The sequence below is a fragment of the Stenotrophomonas sp. CASM114 genome, assembly GCF_049384325.1.
Classification (GTDB): Bacteria; Pseudomonadota; Gammaproteobacteria; order Xanthomonadales; family Xanthomonadaceae; genus Stenotrophomonas; species Stenotrophomonas muris.
The window spans coordinates 515,350-535,522 of sequence record NZ_JBMRGJ010000001.1; the positions used below are offsets into that span (position 1 = coordinate 515,350).

A 20,173-nucleotide genomic window follows, 5' to 3' on the forward strand; every position below is an offset into this window, starting at 1 on the left:
GCCGGCCGCTGGTCGGCAACCCCGACAAACCCTGGGGGTCAGAGCCGTTTTCCGATGGAAAACGGATCCGACCCCGATCGGTCGACCCCGATCAATCGTGAAGCTGCCGCGGCTTCTTCCAGAACTGCCAGCGCTGGCCGCGGTCCAGCTGGAACTGCAGGCCGTCCTCGAAATCGAGCACCAGCCGCTGCAGCTCGCCACGCTTGAGCGCGGCCAGCAGCGGCCGGATTGCATCATTGCCGAGCTGCTGCAGCGAACGCAGCTGGCGCAGGTCGACCAGTGCATCCACCGCCTGCTCGCCATCCACGGCTACGCCAGCCGCCAGGGCCAGGCCCTGCAGCAGGGCATCGCGGCTGCGCACCTGTGCGTGCGGCGTGCTGACCGACACCGGCATCACGCCACCGCCCCAGAACCACAGCGAATTGATCGGCTGTTGTCCCTGCGCGGCGCGCTGCTGGTTCCAGGAATGGTTGTGCAGCAGTACCTGCGCTTCGGTCATCAGCGCCCGCCAGCGACGGCCGCCCTCGCCCTCCGGCAGATGCGAGAACAGGTCATCGCCCAGCACCTCGTCCGGACTATTGAAGTCCGGCAGCACCAGGTCGATTGGAAGCCGCAGGTACCAGCGCGACGGGTCCGGTGCGTCAAGCACGAACCCGGCATCGGCAAACAAGGGCTGCAGCACCGGCAGCAGGGCCAGGCTGTCGGCCAGCGTCGGCCGCAGCGTTTCGCCGTAGGCCATCATCCGCGCGCCATGCATGTCCGGCACCATGCAGGCCGGATCGGCACGCAGCCAGCTGGCGCCGGCCGCATCGCCGACGTCGCGCTGGCGGGTCAACGCGGCCACCGGCCAGTGCGGCGCGGCAACCGCGAAATGGCGCGTCAGCTGCGCGCGTTCGCCCGGCGCGACCTGCACGGTCGTGGCACGGCCGAGCGCACGTGCCACATCGTCCGGCAACGCAGCCGCGGCAAAGCGGCTGCGGGCCGGCAACAGCAGGGTCGCCGTTGCCACCGTGTCAGTCCACGTAGCTGACGCTGACGATCTCGTACTCGCGCTGGCCGGCCGGGGCGTCGATCACGATCGAATCGCCTTCCAGCTTGCCGATCATCGCGCGCGCCACCGGCGAGGAAATCGCGATCAGGCCCAGCTTGATGTCCGCTTCCAGGTCACCGACGATCTGGTACTTCTTCTCTTCGTCGGTTTCCACGTCGGCCAGCGTCACGCTGGCGCCGAACACCACCTTGGAGCCGGCGTTGAGCTTGCTCACGTCGATGATCTCGGCGTGCGACAGCTCGCCTTCCAGCTGCTTGATGCGGCCTTCGATGAAGCCCTGTTCCTCGCGCGCGGCGTGGTACTCGGCGTTCTCCTTCAGGTCGCCATGCTCACGCGCTTCGGCGATGGCGGCGATCACCTTCGGGCGCTTGACCGACTTCAGGTGATCCAGTTCGTCGCGCAGCTTCTGCGCGCCCTTCATGGTGATGGGGGCTCTCATGCATTCAACTCCTTGTGCAGCTCCTGCAGCGACCAGACCGGACCGGTGCCGCGGAATTCCAGTGAATCCACCAGCGCCTTGGCGCCGGCAATGGTGGTCGAGTAGGTGACGCGATGCTGCAGCGCCTCGCGACGGATCGAGAACGAGTCGTTGATCGCCGAACGACCTTCGGTCGTGTTGACGATGTAGACGATCTCGCCGTTCTTGATCGAGTCGACGATGTGCGGACGGCCTTCGACCACCTTGTTGATGATCTCGCAGTCCATGCCGTGCTGCTGCAGCCAGGCGGCGGTGCCACGGGTGGCGACCAGGCTGTAGCCGCGCGCCAGCAGCGCCTTGGCCACCGGCAGCACGCGCTTCTTGTCCGGATCACGCACCGAGACGAAGGCCTTGCCAACCGGCGGGGCCTTGATGCCGCCGGCTTCCTGCGCCCGCGCGAAGGCGGCGTTGAAGGTGCGGCCCACGCCCATCACCTCACCGGTGGAGCGCATCTCCGGCCCGAGGATCGGGTCGACGCCCTGGAACTTGGCGAACGGGAAGATCGCTTCCTTCACCGAGTAGTAGTCCGGCACGATTTCCTTGGTCGCGCCCTGCTCGGCCAGCGTCTTGCCGGCCATGCAGCGGGCGGCGATCTTGGCCAGCGGCATGCCGGTGGCCTTGGACACGAACGGCACGGTGCGCGAGGCACGCGGGTTCACTTCCAACAGGTAGATGGTGTCGGCACCCTCGTCGCTGGTCTGGATCGCGAACTGGGTGTTCATCAGGCCGACCACGTTCAGGGCCTTGGCCAGCTCCACCACCTGGCGGCGCAGCTCGGCCTGGGTTTCAGCCGACAGCGAGTACGGCGGCAGCGAGCACGAGGAATCGCCCGAGTGCACGCCGGCTTCTTCGATGTGCTCCATCACGCCACCGATCAGGACGTTGCCCTGGGCATCGGCAATGATGTCGACGTCGCACTCCACGGCGTTGTCGAGGAAGCGGTCCAGCAGCACCGGCGAATCGTTGGACACCTTCACCGCGTCGCGCACGTAGCGGGCCAGGTCGGCTTCGCCGTAGACGATTTCCATCGCACGGCCGCCCAGCACGTAGCTCGGGCGCACCACCAGCGGGTAGCCGATCTCGCGGGCCAGCAGCAGGGCTTCCTGGTCGTTGCGGGCGATGCGGTTCGGCGGCTGCTTCAGGCCCAGCGTGTCGACCAGCTGCTGGAAGCGCTCGCGGTCTTCGGCCAGGTCGATCGAGTCCGGGCTGGTGCCGATCACCGGCACGCCATTGGCTTCCAGCGCACGCGCCAGCTTCAGCGGGGTCTGGCCGCCGTACTGCACGATCACGCCCTTCGGCTGTTCCAGTTCGACGATCTCCAGCACGTCTTCCAGGGTCAGCGGTTCGAAGTACAGGCGGTCGGAGGTGTCGTAGTCGGTCGACACGGTTTCCGGGTTGCAGTTGACCATGATGGTTTCATAGCCATCCTCGCGCAGCGCCAGTGCGGCGTGCACGCAGCAGTAGTCGAACTCGATGCCCTGGCCGATGCGGTTCGGGCCACCGCCCAGGATCATGATCTTGTCGCGGTTGCTCGGCGCGGCCTCGCACTCGTCCTCGTAGGTCGAGTACAGGTAGGCGGTGCCGGTGGAGAATTCACCGGCGCAGGAGTCCACGCGCTTGTAGACCGGGCGCACCTTGTGCGCACGACGCAGCGCGCGGATGGCGGCTTCATTGGTGCCGGTCAGCTGCGCCAGGCGCGCATCGGAGAAGCCAGCACGCTTCAGCTTGCGCAGGCGTGCGGCGTCCAGCGCGTCGATGCCACCGGCAGCGACTTCGCCTTCTGCAGCGATGATTTCCTCGATCTGGTCCAGGAACCAGTGGTCGATGAACGACAGTGCGTAGATCTCTTCCACGCTCATGCCGGCGCGGAACGCGTCGGCGACGAAGAACAGGCGCTCCGGGCCCGGCGCCTTCAACTCGCGACGCAGGGTCTGCAGGTCGTCTTCGTTGGCCAGGTCCAGGCCGGTCGGGTCGAAGCCGACCTTGCCGGTTTCCAGGCCACGCAGGGCCTTCTGCACCGACTCCTGGAAGGTACGGCCCATCGCCATCACCTCGCCCACCGACTTCATCTGGGTGGTCAGGCGGGCGTCGGCGGCCGGGAACTTCTCGAAGGCGAAACGCGGGATCTTGGTGACGACGTAATCGATGGACGGCTCGAACGAGGCCGGGGTCAGGCCGCCGGTGATCTCGTTCTTCAGTTCGTCCAGGGTGTAACCCACGGCGAGCTTGGCGGCGACCTTGGCGATCGGGAAGCCGGTGGCCTTGGAGGCCAGCGCCGAGGAACGTGACACGCGCGGGTTCATCTCGATGACGACCACGCGGCCGGTCTTCGGGTTGATGCCGAACTGCACGTTCGAGCCACCGGTATCGACGCCGATCTTGCGCAGCACGGCGATGGAGGCATCGCGCAGGCGCTGGTATTCCTTGTCGGTCAGGGTCTGCGCCGGCGCCACGGTGATCGAGTCACCGGTGTGCACGCCCATCGGGTCAAGGTTTTCGATCGAGCAGACGATGATGCAGTTGTCCGCGGTATCGCGGACCACTTCCATCTCGAATTCCTTCCAGCCCAGCACCGACTCTTCCACCAGCACCTCGGTGGTCGGCGACAGTTCCAGGCCGCGGCTGACGATCTCGACCAGCTCTTCGCGGTTGTAGGCGATGCCGCCACCGCTGCCGCCCAGAGTGAAGCTGGGGCGGATGATGGTCGGGTAGCCGACGCGGGTCTGGATCTCCAGCGCTTCGTCCAGGGTGTGGGCGACGGCGGCGGTCGGGCATTCCAGGCCGATCTCACCCATGGCCACGCGGAACAGCTCGCGGTCTTCGGCCATGCGGATCGCTTCGCGCTTGGCGCCGATCAGTTCGACGTTGTACTTCTCCAGCACGCCGTTGTCGGCCAGGTCCAGCGCGCAGTTCAGCGCGGTCTGGCCACCCATGGTCGGCAGCAGCGCATCGGGCTTTTCCTTGGCGATGATCTTCTCGACCGTCTGCCAGTTGATCGGCTCGATGTAGACGGCGTCGGCCATCTCCGGGTCGGTCATGATCGTTGCCGGGTTGCTGTTGACCAGCACCACGCGGTAACCCTCGTCACGCAGGGCCTTGCAGGCCTGGGCGCCGGAGTAGTCGAACTCGCAGGCCTGGCCGATGACGATCGGGCCAGCACCGATGATGAGGATGGTCTTGAGGTCAGTGCGCTTGGGCATTTTCTTCTCTAAGTCAGTACAGCGTGACAAGGGGGAGTGATCGCACGCTGTCGATCAGGAATCTTGATCCGCAGCGCCGCGCCGGGGGCAGCAGCGATGCGGGGTTTACGGTCCATCGCGACGCCACCGGGGGGCCGGCGGCGTACTGATCACGCCTTGGCCTGCTCCATCAGCACCACGAAGCGGTCGAACAGCGGACCGACATCGGTCGGGCCCGGCGACGCTTCCGGGTGGCCCTGGAACGAGAACGCCGGCACGTCGGTGCGGGCGACACCCTGATTGGTCCCGTCGAACAACGAGCGGTGGGTCACGCGCAGGGTCGGCGGCAGGGTCGCTTCATCGATCGCGAAACCGTGGTTCTGCGAGGTGATCATCACCCGGCCGCTGTCCAGGTCCTGCACCGGGTGATTGGCACCGTGGTGGCCATGGCCCATCTTCATGGTCTGCGCGCCCGAGGCCAGGCCCAGCAGCTGGTGGCCCAGGCAGATGCCGAAGGTCGGGATCTTCACATCGATGAAGGTCTTGATCGCTTCGATGGCGTAGTCACACGGCTCCGGGTCACCCGGGCCGTTGGACAGGAACACGCCGTCCGGCTTCAGGGCCAGCACTTCGGCGGCCGGGGTCTGCGCCGGTACCACGGTCACTTCGCAGCCACGCTCGGCCAGCATGCGCAGGATGTTGGTCTTCACACCGAAGTCGTAGGCCACGACCTTGAACCGGGCCGGCACGCTGACGAAAGCGTTGGCATCCAGGTCCAGCTGGCCCTCGGTCCAGGTGTAGGTCTTCTCGGTAGTGACGACCTTGGCCAGATCCATGCCCTTCAACCCCGGGAACTTGCGGGCGGCTTCCAGTGCCTTTTCCACGTCGATGTCGCCGGCCATCAGCGCACCGTTCTGCGCGCCCTTCTCGCGCAGGATGCGGGTCAGCTTGCGGGTGTCGATGCCGGCGATGGCGACCACGCCACGCTGGATCAGCCAGTCCTGCAGCGACACCTGGCTGCGCCAGTTGCTGGGGCGGCGCGGAACGTCGCGCACGATCAGGCCGGCCGACCACACCTTGGACGCTTCGTTGTCCTGGTCGGTCATGCCGGTGTTACCGATATGCGGATAGGTCAGCGTGACCATCTGCCGGGCGTAGGACGGGTCGGTCAGCACTTCCTGGTAGCCGGTCATGGCGGTGTTGAACACCACCTCACCGACGGACAGGCCGGGCGCGCCTACGGATTCGCCCTCGAATACGGTGCCGTCTTCGAGGACGAGGATTGCGGCTTGGGTCACGGGAATCTCACTTTGGCTACCGAGGGGGCTGCCGAAGTCACGCCTGCGCTTCACGGAAATCCGGTTGCAAAAAAGCGCGGACGTACGGTCTGGGACCGGTCCGGCTTTCGTGATTCGGCGAGTGCGAATTGTAGCGCTGCCGGGGCGCTCGCGCCAGCGGTTATCGCGCTTCATGAACAGGCGATTGCGCATTCATTTCAATCCGGCGGCGTATGCAGGCCGGAGGCGGGGTCGGATCCTTTCCCGAATGGGAAAGGCTCTGACCCCAGGCGCCCTCGGATGGGGTCAGAGCCCTTTCCGCAGAAAAGGGATCCGACCCCACGAATCAGCCCGCCCTACTGCAGCAGGTCCCTTACCCGGTAGCTGCCCGGCGCCCGCCCCTGCAGCTGGCGGGCGGCGAACAGGGCGCCGCGGGCGAAAATGTCGCGGTTGGTGGCCCGATGCACCAGCTCGATGCGCTCGCCCAGACCGGTGAACTGCACCAGGTGCTCGCCCACGATGTCACCGGCACGCAGGCTGGCGTAGTGCGGCTCCGCCCCGCCCCGTTGCGCGGCCGCGCCCAGAGTCAGCGCGGTGCCCGATGGCGCATCCTTCTTCTGGGTGTGGTGCGATTCGACGATGTCGCAGTCCCAGCCGGCCAGCGCCTGCGCCGCGCGCTCCACCAGCTCGTCCAGTACCGCCACGCCCAGGCTGAAGTTCGAGGCCCATACCAGCGGGATCTTCGCCGCCGCGGCCTCCAGCGCCTGGCGCTGCGTGCTGGAGATACCGGTGGTGCCCGACACCAGCCCGGCACCCCGTTCCACGCACAACGCCAGCATCGGGTCGAAACCCTCCGGCAGGCTGAAGTCGATCGCCACATCGAACACCGGCGCGCCGGGCAGCTCACTGGCGCCGAAGAACGGCACGCCGTCGACCACGCGCTGGGCCGGCGCACGGCCGGTCACTGCGGCCACGATCTGCAGGGTTTCGGGATGTTCGGCGGCCAGCCGCAGCAGGGCCTGGCCCATGCGCCCGGAGGCACCGTGAATGAGCAATCGCAGAGGAGTCTGGTTCATGCCTGCAGGCTAGCGGCAGCACGCCCGCTCCGGCAAGCGCCATCGCTGCTACGCTGCATGCCCTTTCATGCAATGGATGGCAGCTCCCTCATGCAGATCAGCGAACAGCTGGTGCTGGTCACCGGCGCCGGCCGCGGCCTTGGCCAGCACATCGCCCGCGCGTTCGCGGCGCAGGGTGCGCGCGTCATCGTCAACTACCACCGCAGCGAAGGCCCCGCACGGGCGCTGGCCGCCGAGCTGGGCGGACAGGCGATCGCGCTGCCGGCCGACGTCACCGACCGCAGCCAGGTCGATGCAATGCTGCAGCACGCCCTGGCCCACTTCGGCCAGGGCGTCACCACCGTGGTCAACAACGCGCTCGCCGCGTTCTCGTTCAATGGTGATGCCCGCGACGGCGCCGCCGATATCGGCTGGTCGGCGTTCCAGGCGCAGTTCGAGGGCAGCGTGCGCGGCGCGCTGAACACCGTGCAGGCCGCCCTGCCCGGCATGCAGGCCCGCCGCTTCGGCCGCATCATCAACATCGGCACCAACCTGTTCCAGAACCCGGTCGTGCCCTACCACGACTACACCGCCGCCAAGGCCGCGCTACTGTCCCTCACGCGCACGCTGGCCGGCGACCTCGGCCCACATGGCATCACCGTGAACATGCTGTCCGGCGGCCTGCTGCGCACCACCGATGCCAGCGCTGCCACGCCGGAGGCAGTGTTCGACTACATCGCCGCCAACACGCCACTGCGCAGCGTTACCACGCCAGCAGAATTCGCCGATGCCGCGCTGTTCTTCGCCGGCCCCTGGTCGCGCGCGGTGACCGGGCAGAACCTGGTGGTCGATGGCGGGCTGGTGCGGGACTGAGCCAATGCGCATTTCCGAGGTCAGCCGCCTGACCGGCGCCAGCGCCAAGGCCATCCGCCTGTACGAGGCGCGCGGACTACTGCCGCCGGTGCCGCGGCTGAACCGCTATCGCGACTACAGCGAACAGGATGTGGCCTGGGTGCAGCTGATCCGCCAGGCGTTGGCGCTGGGCATCACCCTGGCCGCGATCTCCCGCCTGCAGGGCCGCGACGGACGGCTCGACTGGCCCGCGGTGCTGGCCCTGCTCGAGCAACAACGCAGCCGCATCGCCAGCGAGCGGGCACGGCTGGCGCAGGTCGAGCTCGACCTGCAGCAGGTCAGCGACGAACTGCGGCAGTGGCTGCACTCCGGCAGCGGTGACTGCATCCTGGAACCCAGCGGCTGCGCCGCTGGTGGTTGACTCTGCCCCAAGGGCATAGCCCAACCTCGCGCACTTTCCATTGCCCGAGGTTGCCGTGTCCCGTTCCATCCTGATCCTGCTCGGCCATCCCGACCGCGACAGCCTGTGCGGTGCCCTCGCCCAGCGCTACGCCACCGCCGCCGAGAATGCTGGCCATCGGGTGCGCCTGATCGCACTGGGCGAACTCGAGTTCGATCCGGTGCTGCGCCATGGCTACCGCCAGATCCAGCCGCTGGAAGCCGACCTGCAGGACACTGCGGATGCGATCGAGGCCTGCGACCATCTGGTGCTGGTCTATCCCACCTGGTGGGGCGCGATGCCGGCGCTGCTGAAGGGCTTCTTCGATCGCGTGCTGCTGCCGGGGTACGCCTTCCGCGACCGGCGCGATTCAGTCTGGTGGGACCGGCTGCTGGCCGGTCGCAGCGCACGGGTGATCACCACGCTGGATACGCCGCCCTGGTATTACCGCTGGATCTACCGCGACCCGGGCATCACCCAGATCCGCGCCACTATTCTGGAATTCTGCGGCATCCGCCCGGTGCGGGTCAGCCGACTCGGTGCGGTGCGCAGCAGCTCGCCGGAGCAACGCAACTGGTGGCTGGCGTTGGCAGCGGAGCTGGGCTCACGGGCCAACTAGCTGGAAGAGCGTGCGAACCAAGGTTCGCACCCACCTGGAGCGTTCGCACCCACCTGGGGCGCTCGTTGCGGGTGTCGCGTTTGCCAATTGACCGTCAGGCACTGCGCCTCAAGGCTGTGGGCCCTTGTTACGGCCCAGGCAAAGCCCATGAAATCCTCGACCGTCTTCAGCAAGTGCGCCAGGAAGACCGGCTTTGCCGGTACGTCGACGACCCGCTATCGCTTGCTGGACGCCGCGCTGCTTGTCGTGAATCACCAGCGCGCCAGCGAAAGCCGGGGCTTCTATGTGAATGCTGGACTCTACTTTCCGGAGCTGCTCGAGTATCCCCTCGCGCCTGACGATCTTGAAACGGCTTTCCGGTACCGCTCCAGCATCCCCACGCCCCATGTCGACTGGCGCATCGAAGAAACGCCGGGCCTGCGCCGGACCTTCATCCAGCAGGATCTTGAAGATCTGCTGGAGGCCGGTAACCGCGACGCGTTGAAGGCCCTGCTGCTCGATGCCCTGGCCGACGTGGCGGGTTTCGCGGCAGCCCATGGGAACAGGGAATCGGTGCGGCGATTGAACCGGGACGGGAACTTCCGGGCGATCATCCGCAGAGAGGTCTGAACCCCGAGAGCGTGCGAACCAAGGTTCGCACCCACAGGGCCAAGGTTCGCACCCACAGGGCGAAGGCCCGCACCCACCGGCCGAAGGTTCGCGCCCACCAGGCGGCCGCAGCCGAACAGGCTCGACGCTACTTCACTTCTTGCTCGGCCCGCAGCTGTCGCAACCGCCACAGGCACCACCACCGCCCGTTGCCGGCGGCGCGATCTTCCGCCCCAGCGCCTGCAGCCAGGCGGCGCGGCCCGGCTTCAACAGGGCCAACGCCAACGCACCGCGCAGCGTGCGCACGGTGCCCGGGAACTGCTTCTTCAGCACCACCCAGGCACTGACCAGCACAGCCACCGCGATGATCAGGTACTGGATCAGCAGGCCGGTATCCATCAGCCGCCTCCCAACGCCCTGGTCACCTGGTAGGTGATCAGTGCGGCCACATAAGCCGCTGCGAACAGGTAGAACGCGGCAAAGCCCATCTGCTTCCACGAATTGGTCTCGCGCTTGATGGTGGCCAGCGTCGAGATGCACATCGGGGCGTAGATGTACCAGACCAGCAGCGACAGCGCGGTCGCCAGCGACCAGCCATCGCTGATCAGCGGGGTCAGCGCCTGGCTGGCGGCATCGTCATCGGCGGCCGACAGCGCATACACGGTGGCCAGCGAAGACACCGCCACCTCGCGCGCGGCCAGGCCCGGGATCAGCGCGATGCAGATCTGCCAGTTGAAGCCCAGCGGCGCGAAGAACACCGCCATCGCATGGCCGATCTGGCCGGCGTAGCTGTAGTCGATGGCTGGCATCGTGGCGTCGGCCGGTGCCGCCGGGAACGACAGCAGCACCCACAGCAGGATGGTCAGCGCCAGGATGATGCCGCCGACGCGCTTGAGGAAGATCATGCCGCGCTCGTACAGCCCCACCGCCAGGTCGCGCACATGCGGCAGGCGGTACGACGGCAGCTCCAGCATCAGCGGGTGCTCGCTCTTGTCGCGACGCCACTTCTTCATGATCCACGACATCGCCAGCGCGCTGAGAATGCCCGCCGCATACAGGCCGAACAGCACCAGGCCCTGCTGGTTGAACACGCCCCACACCGTCTTCTGCGGAATGAACGCACCGATCAGCAGCGCGTACACCGGCAGGCGCGCCGAGCAGGTCATCAGCGGCGCCACCAGGATCGTGGCCAGGCGGTCACGCGGGTCCTGGATGCTGCGCGTGGACATGATGCCCGGCACCGCGCAGGCGAAGCTGGACAGCAGCGGGATGAACGAGCGGCCGGACAGGCCGGCGGCCGCCATCATGCGGTCGAGCAGGAACGCCGCACGCGGCAGGTAGCCGGACTCCTCCAGCACCAGGATGAAGAAGAACAGGATCAGGATCTGCGGCAGGAACACCACCACGCCGCCGACGCCTGCGATGATGCCGTCGGTCAGCAGGCTGGCCAGCGGGCCTTCCGGCAGCAGGCTGCCAACAAAGGTGCCGAGCCAGGCGAAGCCAGCCTCGATGCCGTCCATCAGCGGCGTCGCCCAGGCGTACACCGCCTGGAAGATCAGGAACATCACCACCGCCAGGCTGACCAGGCCGAACACCGGGTGCAGCAGCCAGCGGTCCAGCGCGTCGTCGATCTTCGCGGTCCGCGCCGGCATGCGCACGGCGACTGACAGGATCCCGCGCACCTTGGCGTGGTAATCGATGCCACTTTCCGGGCCCGGCACCGGTGCATCCAGGTGCGGCACCATGGCGTCCAGGCGCTCGACCAGGGCCTTGGCGCCCTGCTTGCGCACCGCCACGGTCTCCACCACCGGCACGCCCAGTTCGCGCTCCAGCGCGGCCACATCCACCTGGATGCCGCGGCGCTGGGCCGCGTCGACCATGTTCAGGGCCACCACCATCGGCTTGCCCAGTTCGCGCAGCTCCAGCGCGAAGCGCAGGTGCAGGCGCAGGTTGGTGGCGTCGATCACGCACAGCAGCACGTCCGGCGCGGCCTCGCCCGGGTAGAAGCCCCGGCACAGGTCACGGGTGATTGCCTCGTCCAGGCTGGCCGGATGCAGGCTGTAGGCGCCCGGCAGGTCAAGCACGGCGAATTCACGGCCGGACGGCGCGCGCAGGCGGCCCTCCTTGCGCTCGACGGTGACGCCGGTGTAGTTGGCGACCTTCTGCCGGCTGCCGGTCAGCTGGTTGAACAGCGCGGTCTTGCCGCTGTTGGGGTTACCGACCAGCGCGATGCGCAAGGGGGCGGTGGCGGCGATTGCGGTCATGCACGTCGTTCCTGGCTGGCGGCGTCGACCACGACCCGCTTGGCTTCACTGATCCGCAGCGCGAACCGGGTGAACCCGACCTGCACCAGCAGCGGCTCGCCGCCCACCGGGCCCTTGGCCACCAGGCGCACTTCCTCGCCGTTCACGAAACCCAGCTCGCGCAGGCGACGGGCAATGGCATCGTTGGCATGCAGGTCCTGCACGGACTCGACCACGGCCGAGGTGTGCAGCGGCAGTTCGGACAGCGTCATCTAGCGTGTTCTCTGCTGGATGTAAATGGTTCTCGATTCTAACATTCCCGCGTCGCGTCATGGCCCATGACCAATGGCCCGCTATGATCCATACAGGTATGGAGTGACCCTGGAATCCCATGAACGATGCTTTGCAGATCGAGCGCCGTGGCGCCGTCCTCACCCTCTGGCTGAACCGGCCGGAGCTGCACAACGCCTTTGACGCCAGCCTGATCGCCCGGCTGACCGCCGCGCTGGAAGCCGCCGGCCGCGATGATTCGGTCCGGGCCGTGGTGGTGGCCGGTCACGGCGCCTCCTTCTCGGCCGGTGCCGACATGCAGTGGATGCGCGGCATGGCGGCGGCCAGCGAGGCCGACAACCGCGAGGACTCGCTGGCACTGGCACGGCTGATGCGCACCCTGGACGAGCTGCCCAAGCCGACCCTGGCCCGGGTCCACGGCGCGGCCTTCGGTGGCGGCGTCGGCCTGGTTGCCTGCTGCGACATTGCCATCGCCAGCACCTCGGCCCGCTTCGGCCTGACCGAAAGCCGCCTTGGCCTGCTGCCGGCGGTGATCTCGCCTTACGTGATCGAGGCCATCGGCCCGCGCCAGGCGCGGCGCTGGTTCGCCACCGGCGAGCACTTCGACGCCGATACCGCACTGCGCATCGGCCTGGTCCACCAGCTGGTCGAGCCCGAGCGCCTGGACGAAGCGCTGGAGCGCCAGCTGGCCCTGCTCGACAAGGCCGGCCCGATCGCCTCGTCCACCGCCAAGCAGCTGGTCCGGCAGGTCCGCGACAGCCATGACCGCGACGCGCTGGATCGGGATAATGCCGCCCTGATCGCGCGCCTGCGGGTGTCCGCCGAGGGCCAGGAAGGCCTGGGTGCCTTCCTCGACAAGCGCGCCCCCCATTGGGTCACGGAAGCCTGAACATGCTCGATCATCTTGGTTTGACCAGCGCCGACCTGGCGCGCAGCAAGACCTTCTTCCTGCAGGCGCTGGCGCCGCTGCAGATCGGCGTGGTGATGGAAGTGAGCGCCGAACAGACCGGCGACCACGACCACATCGGCTTCGGCAGCGACGGCAAGCCGTTCTTCTGGCTCGGCAATGGCGGCACCGCCAGCCACGGCGTGCACGTGGCCTTCGCCTGCGCCAGCCGCGCGCAGGTGGACGCCTTCCACGCCGCCGCCCTCGCCGCCGGTGGCCGCGACAACGGCGCGCCGGGCCTGCGCCCGTGGTACCACCCGGATTACTACGCCGCCTTCGTGCTCGACCCGGACGGCAACAACATCGAAGCGGTCTGCCATCGCCCCATCGGTGAGGTGGCTGCATGAGCGACTACGTCCGCATCGTCGAGGTCGGCCCGCGTGACGGCCTTCAGAACGAAAAGCAATCGGTGTCCACCGCCGACAAGATCGAACTGATCAACCGCTTGTCGGCCACCGGCCTGCGCAGCATCGAGGCGACCAGTTTCGTCAGCCCGAAGTGGATTCCGCAGCTGGCCGATGCCGCCGAGGTCTACGCTGGCATCCAGCGCCGGCCGGGCATCCACTACCCGGTACTGGTGCCGAACGAACAGGGCTACGACCGCGCCCGCGCGGTGGGCGTGGAGGAAGTGGCGGTGTTCACCGCTGCGTCCGAGGCCTTCAACCGCACCAACACCAATGCCGGCATCGACGAATCGCTGGCCCGGTTCGAGCCGATCCTGCGCCGCGCCGCCGCCGATGGCGTGCGCGTGCGCGGCTACGTCTCCACCGTGCTCGGCTGCCCCTACCAGGGCGAGGTGCCGCTGGCCGACGTGGTGCGGGTGGCGCGCGCGCTGCACCAGATGGGCTGTTACGAAATCTCGCTGGGCGACACCATCGGCGTCGGCACCCCACGCAAGGCACGGGCGATGCTGCAGGCGGTCGCTGCCGAGATCCCGATGGAAGCCTTGGCCGTGCACTTCCACGACACCTACGGCCAGGCCATCGCCAACATCGCCACCTGCCTGGAAGCAGGCGTGCGCGTGGTCGACAGTGCAGTCTCGGGCGCCGGTGGCTGCCCGTACGCGAAGGGGGCCAGCGGCAACGTCGCCAGCGAGGACGTGGTCTACCTGCTGCAGGGCCTGGGCCTGGACAGCGGCGTGGACCTGCCGGCACTGGCCGAGACCGGCCGCTGGCTGGCCGGCCTGCTCGGCCGCGCCACCGCCAGCCGCACCGGCCAGGCGCTCGCAGCGGCCGGCTGAGCACCCCGCTGCGCCGCTCCCGCTCGGGCGGCGCAGCGCACAACGGCGACGGTCGCCGCTTCCGTTAGAATCGGCGGTTCTCGAACCTGCAGGACCGTGCAATGCAGCTGTCTTCCGTACGTGCCGTGATCACTGGCGGCGTCTCCGGCCTCGGCCTGGCCGTGGCCCAGCACCTCGTCGCCCAGGGCGGCAAGGTGGCTCTGTTCGACCTCAACGACGACAAGGGTGCAGCTGCCGTTGCCGGGCTGGGTGCCGACAAGGCCCGCTATTTCAATGTCAATGTCAGCGATGAGGCGGCCGTGGCTGCAGCCATCGACCAGGCCCACGATTTCCTCGGCGGCCTGAACGTGGCGATGAACTGCGCCGGCATCCTCGGCGCCGGTCGCGTGCTCGGCAAGGAAGGCCCGATGCCGCTGGCCGGCTTCCAGGGCACGGTGATGGTCAACCTGGTCGGCAGCTTCAACGTCGCCAAGGCCGCGGCCAACCGCATGCAGCACAACGACGCCGGCGAAGACGGCGAGCGCGGCGTGATCATCAACACCGCCAGCATCGCTGCCTATGAAGGACAGATCGGCCAGGCCGCGTATGCCGCCAGCAAGGGCGGCGTGGTGTCGATGACGCTGCCGATGGCGCGCGAACTGTCGCGCTTCGGCATCCGCGTCAATACGATTGCTCCTGGCGTGTTCTGGACGCCGATGGTCGATGGCATGCCCGAAGCCGTGCAGCAGTCGCTGGCCGCCTCGATCCCGTTCCCGTCGCGCCTGGGCAAGCCGGAAGACTTCGCCAGCCTGGTCGGCTTCATCCTCGGCAACACCTACCTCAACGGCGAGACCATCCGCCTGGACGGCGCTACCCGCCTCGCTCCGAAGTGATTCCCCCCGGGCGCCGGGACGGCGCCCTCCCCCAACGACCTAGATCACCATGAAAGCCAACGACATCAAGAAGGGCAACGTCGTCGAGTACAACAACGGCGTGTACCAGATCCGCGACATCGAGCGCAGCTCGCCGCAGGGTCGCGGCGGCAACGTCCGCTTCCGCTTCATCATGTACAGCGTGCCGGGCGGCAACAAGCTCGACGCCAGCTTCGATGCCGACGACAACCTGGTCGAGGTCGAACTGCTGCGCCGCCAGTCCACCTATTCGTACAAGGACGGCGATGCCTTCGTGTTCCTCGATGACGAGGACTACACCCCCTACACCCTGGACGCGGACGTGATCGGCGATGATGCTGGCTACATCACCGACGGCCTGACCGGCATCTACGTGCAGGTGATCGACGAGCAGCCGGTGGCGATCCAGCTGCCGGCCTCGGTGGTGCTGGAAGTGATCGAGACCCCGCCGGAACTGAAGGGCGGCACTGCCACCAAGCGCCCGAAGCCGGCCAAGCTCAACACCGGCATCGAGATCATGGTGCCGGAATACATCGTCAACGGCGAACGCGTGCTGGTGAACACCGCCACCGGCGAATTCGCCGGCCGTGCCGACTAAGCGCCTTGCGCTGATCGGCTGCCTGTCCCTGCTTGCGGCGTGCTCGCCGCAGGCAGCGGGCAGCGCATCGGATGTAGCGATCGTGTAGAGCCGAGCGTGGGCTCGGCTCTACAGAAGGCTTACGGCTGCTTCGCGCCGAAGTTGCCGCAGCCGTGATACTGGCGGGTGCCGATGGTCAGGTTCACCTTGGCATCGAACGCCTCGCCGCTCATGTCGTCCTGGCAGGTGGTGCGCTGGAAGCTGAGCTTGACGTCGGTACCGTCGGACGCCTTGCCACTCCAACCGTCAGCACCTTCGGTGGGCGTGGCGACGTCGAAGCGACGCTCGCCATAGTCAACTTCCACCCGCAGGCCCGGCGCGTCGCCATCGACGACCGCCAACCAGCCCGGCTCGTTGCCCGTGGCGCGGAACGCGGCCGTGCCCGCGCTGCCAACGCCTTCGGTCGCTTCGACCGCATGGCACTCGCGGTCCGCCTCGCCCTTCAGGCTCAACAGGCCGTCATCGCTGCCCTTGGTCCAGAAGCTGTTGCCCTGGCCATCACCGTACTTGGCACCCGACGCCGCACGTTCGGAGGTCATGGCGAAGGCACGTTCGCCGATCACCACCGTGGCCGCATCCTCGCCATTGAAGGTCGCGCGCACGCTCAGATCACCACACTGGTACGTGGTCTGGCTGCCGGTACCGGCGCTGGTGCTGGCAGCCGGTTCGGGCGCCGCCGGCGGCGCGGCATCGGTGCCGCCCGCAGCGGGTGCCTGGGCCGGCTGGCACGCGGCCAGCACCAACCCGAGCGAGGCTGCCAACAGACTGGGAACTACACGCATGGCTCGACTCCTTGTCGACACTACAGAGACCTTCGACCCTACCACCTGCCGGTGAGCGCGGCCTGAAAGCGGCCTGACCGTACTCACGCGGCCAGTACCGCCATCGACAACAGCTGCGCACCGCTGCCGCCGGAACTGCAGGTCCAGACCCGCAGCAGGCGCAGCTTCACTTCACGCTCCCGGCCCTGCCGCCACACGGACAACCGCACGTCGCTGGACAGCAACGCCAGGCGGCCACACAGCAGCGTCTCCACCGCGTGCAGCTGCAGGCTTCGCACCTGCAGGCTGCCGGCCAGCCAATCGCCCAGCCATGGCAGATCGAGCATGCGGCCGCCGTGGCCTTCCATCATGAACAAGGCCGGCGATACCAGCGCGTTCAACGCATCGTGGTCATTTTCCAGCAGCGCCGCGCACAGGCGCTGCTCCAGCGCCATCAACTGTTGCTCATGCAGATCTTCAACGATGTTCCGTTCCATCCACGGTTCCTCCCGGCATCGGCCGGCGCCTGCGCAGGCGCTGCGCGATCCACTGCCGCGCGCCCTGCACCACTACATAGAAGACCGGCACGAAGAACACGGCCAGCACGGTCGCACTGACCATCCCGCCGAACACACCGGTTCCAATCGCCTGCTGGGTTTCCTTCGACGCGCCCTGCGCCAGCATCAGCGGCACCACGCCCAGCGCGAATGCCAGCGAGGTCATCACGATCGGGCGCAGGCGCAGCCTGGCTGCCTCCAATGCCGCCTCGACCAGGCCGCGCCCCTGCTGCTGCAGCTGCCGCGCGAACTCGACAATGAGGATCGCGTTCTTCGCAGACAGCCCGATCACGGTGATCATGCCGACCTTGAAGAACACATCGTTGGGCATGCCACGCAACAGCACCGCGGCGACCGCACCGAGCAGGCCGAGTGGCACCACCAGCATCACCGCCAGCGGAATCGACCAGCTCTCGTACAGCGCCGCCAGCACCAGGAACACCACCAGCATCGACAACAACAGCAGCCACGGCGCCTGCGCCCCCGACTCACGCTCCTGCAGCGACTGGCTGGTCCACTGCAGGGCAAAACCGGACGGCAGCTTCCCGGCCAACCGCTCCATCTCCGCCATGGCCTGGCCGGTCGACACGCCGGAGGCCGGTGCGCCGGACAGATTCAACGCCGGGAAGCCGAGGTAGCGCTGCAGCTGCAGCGGCGCCTCGGTCCAGTTCGGGGTCACCAGTTCCGACAACGCCACCATGCCGCCCTCGCTGTTGCGCACGTACAGTTTCAGCACGTCCTCCAGTTCCATGCGATGCGGCGCGTCGGCCTGCAGGATCACCTGCTGCAACCGGCCCTTGTTGGGGAAATCATTGACGTACTGCGAGCCCATCGCCGCTGACAGCGTGCTGCTGATGTGCTCGAAGCCCACGCCCATCGCCTCGGCCTTGGCGCGATCAATGTCCAGCCGCACGCTGATACCTGCCGGCAGGCCATCGGCATGCACCTCCGACAGCAGCGGACTGGCCTCGGCCAGCTTCAGCAGCTGCTGCAGGGCCGCGCGCAGCTCGGCCTGGCTCTGCCCGGTACGCGCCTGCAGGGCCAGCGAGAACCCGGACGAACGGCCCAGGCTGTCGATCGCCGGCGGCATCACGCTCATCACCTCACCCTCGGCAACCGTGGCCATCGCCTGCTGCGCGGCCTCCACCTCGCTGGCCGCGGTGGCGCCAGCACGCTCACCCCAGTCCTTCAGCATGGTGTAGGTCAGCGCCGCGCTCGGGCCGGAACCGGAGAAGCTGTAACCGAGGATCGACTGGTTGGAGCCGATGCCCGGGCGCGAGGCCACGTGCCGTTCGTAGGCTTCGACCACCGCCAGCGTGCGTTCGGCGGTGGCTTCGGCCGGCAGCTGGATCGAGGTCATGAAATAGCCCTGGTCCTCTTCCGGCAGGAACGCGCCCGGCAGCCAGTGCAGGCCCAGCAGCAGCGCCGCCACCAGCGCGGCGAACACGCCCATCACCCGGCCGCTTCGCTGCAGCACGGAGGCCACGCCACGCTGGTAGCGCCCGGTCAACGCCTCGAAGCCACGATTGAAGGCGCCGAACAGCCCGCCACGACCATGATGGCCGTGGGTGTTCGGGCGCAGCAGGGTCGCGCACAGCGCCGGTGTCAGGCTCAGTGCCAGCAGCGCCGAGAACAGGATCGACACCGCCATCGCCACGGTGAACTGGCGGTAGATCGCGCCCACCGAGCCGCTGGCCAAGGCCATCGGAATGAACACCGCGGTCAGCACCAGGGTGATGCCGATCACCGCGCCGGTCAGCTCGCGCATCGCCTTGATGGTCGCCTCGCGCGGCGGCAGGCCCTCCTCGGCCATGATCCGCTCCACGCCCTCGACCACCACGATCGCGTCGTCGACGATGATGCCGATCGCCAGCACCATGCCGAACATGGTCAGCACGTTGATCGAGAAGCCCAGCGCCAGCATCACCGCGAAGGTACCGAGCAGCGCGATCGGTGCGACCAGCGCAGGAATCAGCGTGTAGCGCCAGTTCTGCAGGAACAGGTACATCACCGCGAACACCAGCAGCATCGCCTCCAGCAGCGTCTGCACCACCTTCTGGATCGAGATCTTCACGAACGGCGCGGTGTCGAACGGGATGCTCGCCTCCACGCCGCGCGGCAACAGCGGCGCCAGTTCCGCCATGCGCTCACGGACCGCCGACGCCGTGCGCACCGCATTCGCGCCCGGCCGCAGCTGCACCCCGGCGGCGGTGGCCGGATGGCCATCCTCGCGGGTGCCCCAGGCATAGCTCTGCGCGCCCAGTTCGACGCGGGCGACATCACCCAGCACCACCCGTGAACCGTCGGCCCCGGCGCGCAGTACGATCGCCGCGAACTGTTCCGGCGTGGACAACTGGCCGTCGGCGCTGAGCGGCACGGTGATGCGCTGGCCTGGAACACCCGGCGAATCACCGATGCGCCCCGGCGAGATCTCCAGGTTCTGCTGCTCGATGGCAGTGGCCACATCGCCCATGGTCAGGCCGTAGCCGGTCAACCGGGTCGGGTCCAGCCACACGCGCATCGCCTGCTCGGCACCGAACAACTGCACGCGACCGACGCCATCGATGCGGCGCAGCTCTTCGATGATGTTGCGCGCCATGAAATCGCCCAGCGCGGCCTCGCTGACGCTGGCATCCGGCGAACGCAGGCCGACCAGCATCAGGAAGCCGGAATCGGCGGCCTCCACGAACAGGCCGTTCTGCCGCACGCTGCGCGGAAGGCGCGGCTCGATCGCCTTGATCCGGTTCTGCACGTCCACCTGCGCCAGTTCCGGATTGGTGCCGGGCTTGAAGGTGGCGGTGATCGAGGCTTCGCCGGAGGTGTCCACCGACGATTCGAAGTAAAGCAGATGCTTGACGCTGGACAGCTCGCGCTCGATCAGGCCGACCACCGCATCGTTCAACGTCTGCGGGCTCGCACCCGGGTAGCTGGCATAGATGCTGACGCTGGGCGGCGCGACCGCCGGATAGCGCTCCACGGCCAGGCGCGGAATCGCCAGCGCGCCGGCCAGGATGATGAAGATCGCCAGCACCCAGGCGAACACCGGGCGATCGATGAAGAAACGTGCCAT

General features: G+C 67.7%; 20 protein-coding genes. 9 read left to right on the plus strand and 11 right to left on the minus strand.

Going from position 1 to position 20,173, the window contains the following annotated elements:
* Nucleotides 1-91: 91 nt before the first annotated feature.
* The 5 genes from VG566_RS02355 to dapB all read right to left on the minus strand — a co-directional run bounded on the left by VG566_RS02355 (nucleotide 92) and on the right by dapB (nucleotide 7,061).
* Nucleotides 92-1,009, minus strand: coding sequence for a Regulatory protein, RpfE type (locus VG566_RS02355; RefSeq protein WP_014646995.1), 918 nt, complete (start codon nucleotides 1,007-1,009; stop codon nucleotides 92-94).
* 4 nt (nucleotides 1,010-1,013) lie between these two features.
* A complete protein-coding gene (gene greA, locus VG566_RS02360; protein WP_026347191.1) occupies nucleotides 1,014-1,478 on the minus strand; it encodes a transcription elongation factor GreA in 465 nt (154 codons plus the stop codon).
* 8 nt (nucleotides 1,479-1,486) lie between these two features.
* Nucleotides 1,487-4,729, minus strand: a complete 3,243-nt coding sequence (gene carB / locus VG566_RS02365) for a carbamoyl-phosphate synthase large subunit (RefSeq protein WP_014646994.1) — start codon at nucleotides 4,727-4,729, stop codon at nucleotides 1,487-1,489.
* 149 nt (nucleotides 4,730-4,878) lie between these two features.
* Entirely contained in the window at nucleotides 4,879-6,006 is a 1,128-nt protein-coding gene (gene carA / locus VG566_RS02370) for a glutamine-hydrolyzing carbamoyl-phosphate synthase small subunit (RefSeq protein WP_014646993.1), read from the minus strand.
* 335 nt (nucleotides 6,007-6,341) lie between these two features.
* The gene (gene dapB / locus VG566_RS02375; protein ID WP_080052982.1) at nucleotides 6,342-7,061 is read right to left on the minus strand and encodes a 4-hydroxy-tetrahydrodipicolinate reductase; all 720 of its coding nucleotides are present in this window, start codon (nucleotides 7,059-7,061) and stop codon (nucleotides 6,342-6,344) included.
* 90 nt (nucleotides 7,062-7,151) lie between these two features.
* On the opposite strand from dapB, the gene VG566_RS02380 reads away from it, so the two are divergent.
* The 4 genes from VG566_RS02380 to VG566_RS02395 all read left to right on the plus strand — a co-directional run bounded on the left by VG566_RS02380 (nucleotide 7,152) and on the right by VG566_RS02395 (nucleotide 9,559).
* Nucleotides 7,152-7,913, plus strand: a complete 762-nt coding sequence (locus VG566_RS02380) for a 3-oxoacyl-ACP reductase (RefSeq protein ID WP_423172671.1) — start codon at nucleotides 7,152-7,154, stop codon at nucleotides 7,911-7,913.
* Between the two features lie 4 nt (nucleotides 7,914-7,917).
* Nucleotides 7,918-8,313, plus strand: coding sequence for a MerR family transcriptional regulator (locus VG566_RS02385; RefSeq protein ID WP_014646990.1), 396 nt, complete (start codon nucleotides 7,918-7,920; stop codon nucleotides 8,311-8,313).
* A 55-nt stretch (nucleotides 8,314-8,368) separates the two neighbouring features.
* Nucleotides 8,369-8,950 carry an NAD(P)H-dependent oxidoreductase gene (locus tag VG566_RS02390; protein WP_241883828.1) on the plus strand — a complete coding sequence of 194 codons (582 nt, stop codon included), beginning with the start codon at nucleotides 8,369-8,371 and terminating at the stop codon, nucleotides 8,948-8,950.
* Nucleotides 8,951-9,097: 147 nt separating this feature from the next.
* Nucleotides 9,098-9,559, plus strand: coding sequence for a DUF4304 domain-containing protein (locus VG566_RS02395; protein WP_241883827.1), 462 nt, complete (start codon nucleotides 9,098-9,100; stop codon nucleotides 9,557-9,559).
* A gap of 132 nt (nucleotides 9,560-9,691) precedes the next feature.
* Here VG566_RS02395 and VG566_RS02400 read toward each other — a convergent pair whose 3' ends face one another.
* From VG566_RS02400 to VG566_RS02410, 3 genes are read right to left on the minus strand one after another with little or no spacing between them, the layout of a single operon-like run.
* Entirely contained in the window at nucleotides 9,692-9,937 is a 246-nt protein-coding gene (locus tag VG566_RS02400; protein WP_049440085.1) for a DUF6587 family protein, read from the minus strand.
* Nucleotides 9,937-11,802, minus strand: a complete 1,866-nt coding sequence (gene feoB, locus VG566_RS02405; protein ID WP_134967180.1) for a ferrous iron transporter B — start codon at nucleotides 11,800-11,802, stop codon at nucleotides 9,937-9,939. The genes VG566_RS02400 and feoB overlap by 1 nt, the downstream gene beginning before the upstream one ends.
* Nucleotides 11,799-12,053, minus strand: coding sequence for a FeoA family protein (locus VG566_RS02410; RefSeq protein WP_005416370.1), 255 nt, complete (start codon nucleotides 12,051-12,053; stop codon nucleotides 11,799-11,801). Before VG566_RS02410 ends, feoB begins: the two co-directional genes overlap by 4 nt.
* A gap of 119 nt (nucleotides 12,054-12,172) precedes the next feature.
* Between VG566_RS02410 and VG566_RS02415 the strand changes: the two genes are divergently transcribed.
* From VG566_RS02415 to yeiP, 5 genes are all read left to right on the plus strand, one after another.
* Nucleotides 12,173-12,961: an enoyl-CoA hydratase/isomerase family protein gene (locus VG566_RS02415; RefSeq protein ID WP_014037048.1), complete on the plus strand. Its 789-nt coding sequence runs from the start codon at nucleotides 12,173-12,175 to the stop codon at nucleotides 12,959-12,961.
* A gap of 2 nt (nucleotides 12,962-12,963) precedes the next feature.
* The gene (locus tag VG566_RS02420; protein ID WP_014646985.1) at nucleotides 12,964-13,365 is read left to right on the plus strand and encodes a VOC family protein; all 402 of its coding nucleotides are present in this window, start codon (nucleotides 12,964-12,966) and stop codon (nucleotides 13,363-13,365) included.
* The gene (locus tag VG566_RS02425; RefSeq protein WP_005409470.1) at nucleotides 13,362-14,258 is read left to right on the plus strand and encodes a hydroxymethylglutaryl-CoA lyase; all 897 of its coding nucleotides are present in this window, start codon (nucleotides 13,362-13,364) and stop codon (nucleotides 14,256-14,258) included. Before VG566_RS02420 ends, VG566_RS02425 begins: the two co-directional genes overlap by 4 nt.
* 101 nt (nucleotides 14,259-14,359) lie before the next feature.
* Nucleotides 14,360-15,130, plus strand: a complete 771-nt coding sequence (locus VG566_RS02430) for an SDR family oxidoreductase (RefSeq protein ID WP_014646983.1) — start codon at nucleotides 14,360-14,362, stop codon at nucleotides 15,128-15,130.
* 49 nt (nucleotides 15,131-15,179) lie between these two features.
* Nucleotides 15,180-15,746: an elongation factor P-like protein YeiP gene (gene yeiP, locus VG566_RS02435; protein WP_005409468.1), complete on the plus strand. Its 567-nt coding sequence runs from the start codon at nucleotides 15,180-15,182 to the stop codon at nucleotides 15,744-15,746.
* Nucleotides 15,747-15,865: 119 nt separating this feature from the next.
* Here the strand turns inward: yeiP and VG566_RS02440 are convergent, their stop codons facing one another.
* The 3 genes from VG566_RS02440 to VG566_RS02450 form a co-directional block, all read right to left on the minus strand.
* The gene (locus VG566_RS02440; RefSeq protein ID WP_241883825.1) at nucleotides 15,866-16,567 is read right to left on the minus strand and encodes an MliC family protein; all 702 of its coding nucleotides are present in this window, start codon (nucleotides 16,565-16,567) and stop codon (nucleotides 15,866-15,868) included.
* Between the two features lie 83 nt (nucleotides 16,568-16,650).
* Nucleotides 16,651-17,043 carry a nuclear transport factor 2 family protein gene (locus tag VG566_RS02445; protein ID WP_049408771.1) on the minus strand — a complete coding sequence of 131 codons (393 nt, stop codon included), beginning with the start codon at nucleotides 17,041-17,043 and terminating at the stop codon, nucleotides 16,651-16,653.
* On the minus strand, nucleotides 17,024-20,173 hold the full coding sequence (locus VG566_RS02450) for a multidrug efflux RND transporter permease subunit (RefSeq protein ID WP_164110921.1): 3,150 nt from the start codon (nucleotides 20,171-20,173) through the stop codon (nucleotides 17,024-17,026). Before VG566_RS02450 ends, VG566_RS02445 begins: the two co-directional genes overlap by 20 nt.

What these genes read in the sequence shown, in the direction of transcription:
- carB (WP_014646994.1), bottom strand. Translation starts at nt 4,729, where the DNA reads ATGCCCAAGCGCACTGACCTCAAGACCATCCTCATCATCGGTGCTGGC.
- dapB (WP_080052982.1), bottom strand. Translation starts at nt 7,061, where the DNA reads ATGAACCAGACTCCTCTGCGATTGCTCATTCACGGTGCCTCCGGGCGC.
- VG566_RS02380 (WP_423172671.1), top strand. Translation starts at nt 7,152, where the DNA reads ATGCAGATCAGCGAACAGCTGGTGCTGGTCACCGGCGCCGGCCGCGGC.
- VG566_RS02385 (WP_014646990.1), top strand. Translation starts at nt 7,918, where the DNA reads ATGCGCATTTCCGAGGTCAGCCGCCTGACCGGCGCCAGCGCCAAGGCC.
- VG566_RS02395 (WP_241883827.1), top strand. Translation starts at nt 9,098, where the DNA reads ATGAAATCCTCGACCGTCTTCAGCAAGTGCGCCAGGAAGACCGGCTTT.
- VG566_RS02400 (WP_049440085.1), bottom strand. Translation starts at nt 9,937, where the DNA reads ATGGATACCGGCCTGCTGATCCAGTACCTGATCATCGCGGTGGCTGTG.
- feoB (WP_134967180.1), bottom strand. Translation starts at nt 11,802, where the DNA reads ATGACCGCAATCGCCGCCACCGCCCCCTTGCGCATCGCGCTGGTCGGT.
- VG566_RS02410 (WP_005416370.1), bottom strand. Translation starts at nt 12,053, where the DNA reads ATGACGCTGTCCGAACTGCCGCTGCACACCTCGGCCGTGGTCGAGTCC.
- VG566_RS02415 (WP_014037048.1), top strand. Translation starts at nt 12,173, where the DNA reads ATGAACGATGCTTTGCAGATCGAGCGCCGTGGCGCCGTCCTCACCCTC.
- VG566_RS02420 (WP_014646985.1), top strand. Translation starts at nt 12,964, where the DNA reads ATGCTCGATCATCTTGGTTTGACCAGCGCCGACCTGGCGCGCAGCAAG.
- VG566_RS02425 (WP_005409470.1), top strand. Translation starts at nt 13,362, where the DNA reads ATGAGCGACTACGTCCGCATCGTCGAGGTCGGCCCGCGTGACGGCCTT.
- VG566_RS02430 (WP_014646983.1), top strand. Translation starts at nt 14,360, where the DNA reads ATGCAGCTGTCTTCCGTACGTGCCGTGATCACTGGCGGCGTCTCCGGC.
- yeiP (WP_005409468.1), top strand. Translation starts at nt 15,180, where the DNA reads ATGAAAGCCAACGACATCAAGAAGGGCAACGTCGTCGAGTACAACAAC.
- VG566_RS02440 (WP_241883825.1), bottom strand. Translation starts at nt 16,567, where the DNA reads ATGCGTGTAGTTCCCAGTCTGTTGGCAGCCTCGCTCGGGTTGGTGCTG.
- VG566_RS02445 (WP_049408771.1), bottom strand. Translation starts at nt 17,043, where the DNA reads ATGGAACGGAACATCGTTGAAGATCTGCATGAGCAACAGTTGATGGCG.
- VG566_RS02450 (WP_164110921.1), bottom strand. Translation starts at nt 20,173, where the DNA reads ATGGCACGTTTCTTCATCGATCGCCCGGTGTTCGCCTGGGTGCTGGCG.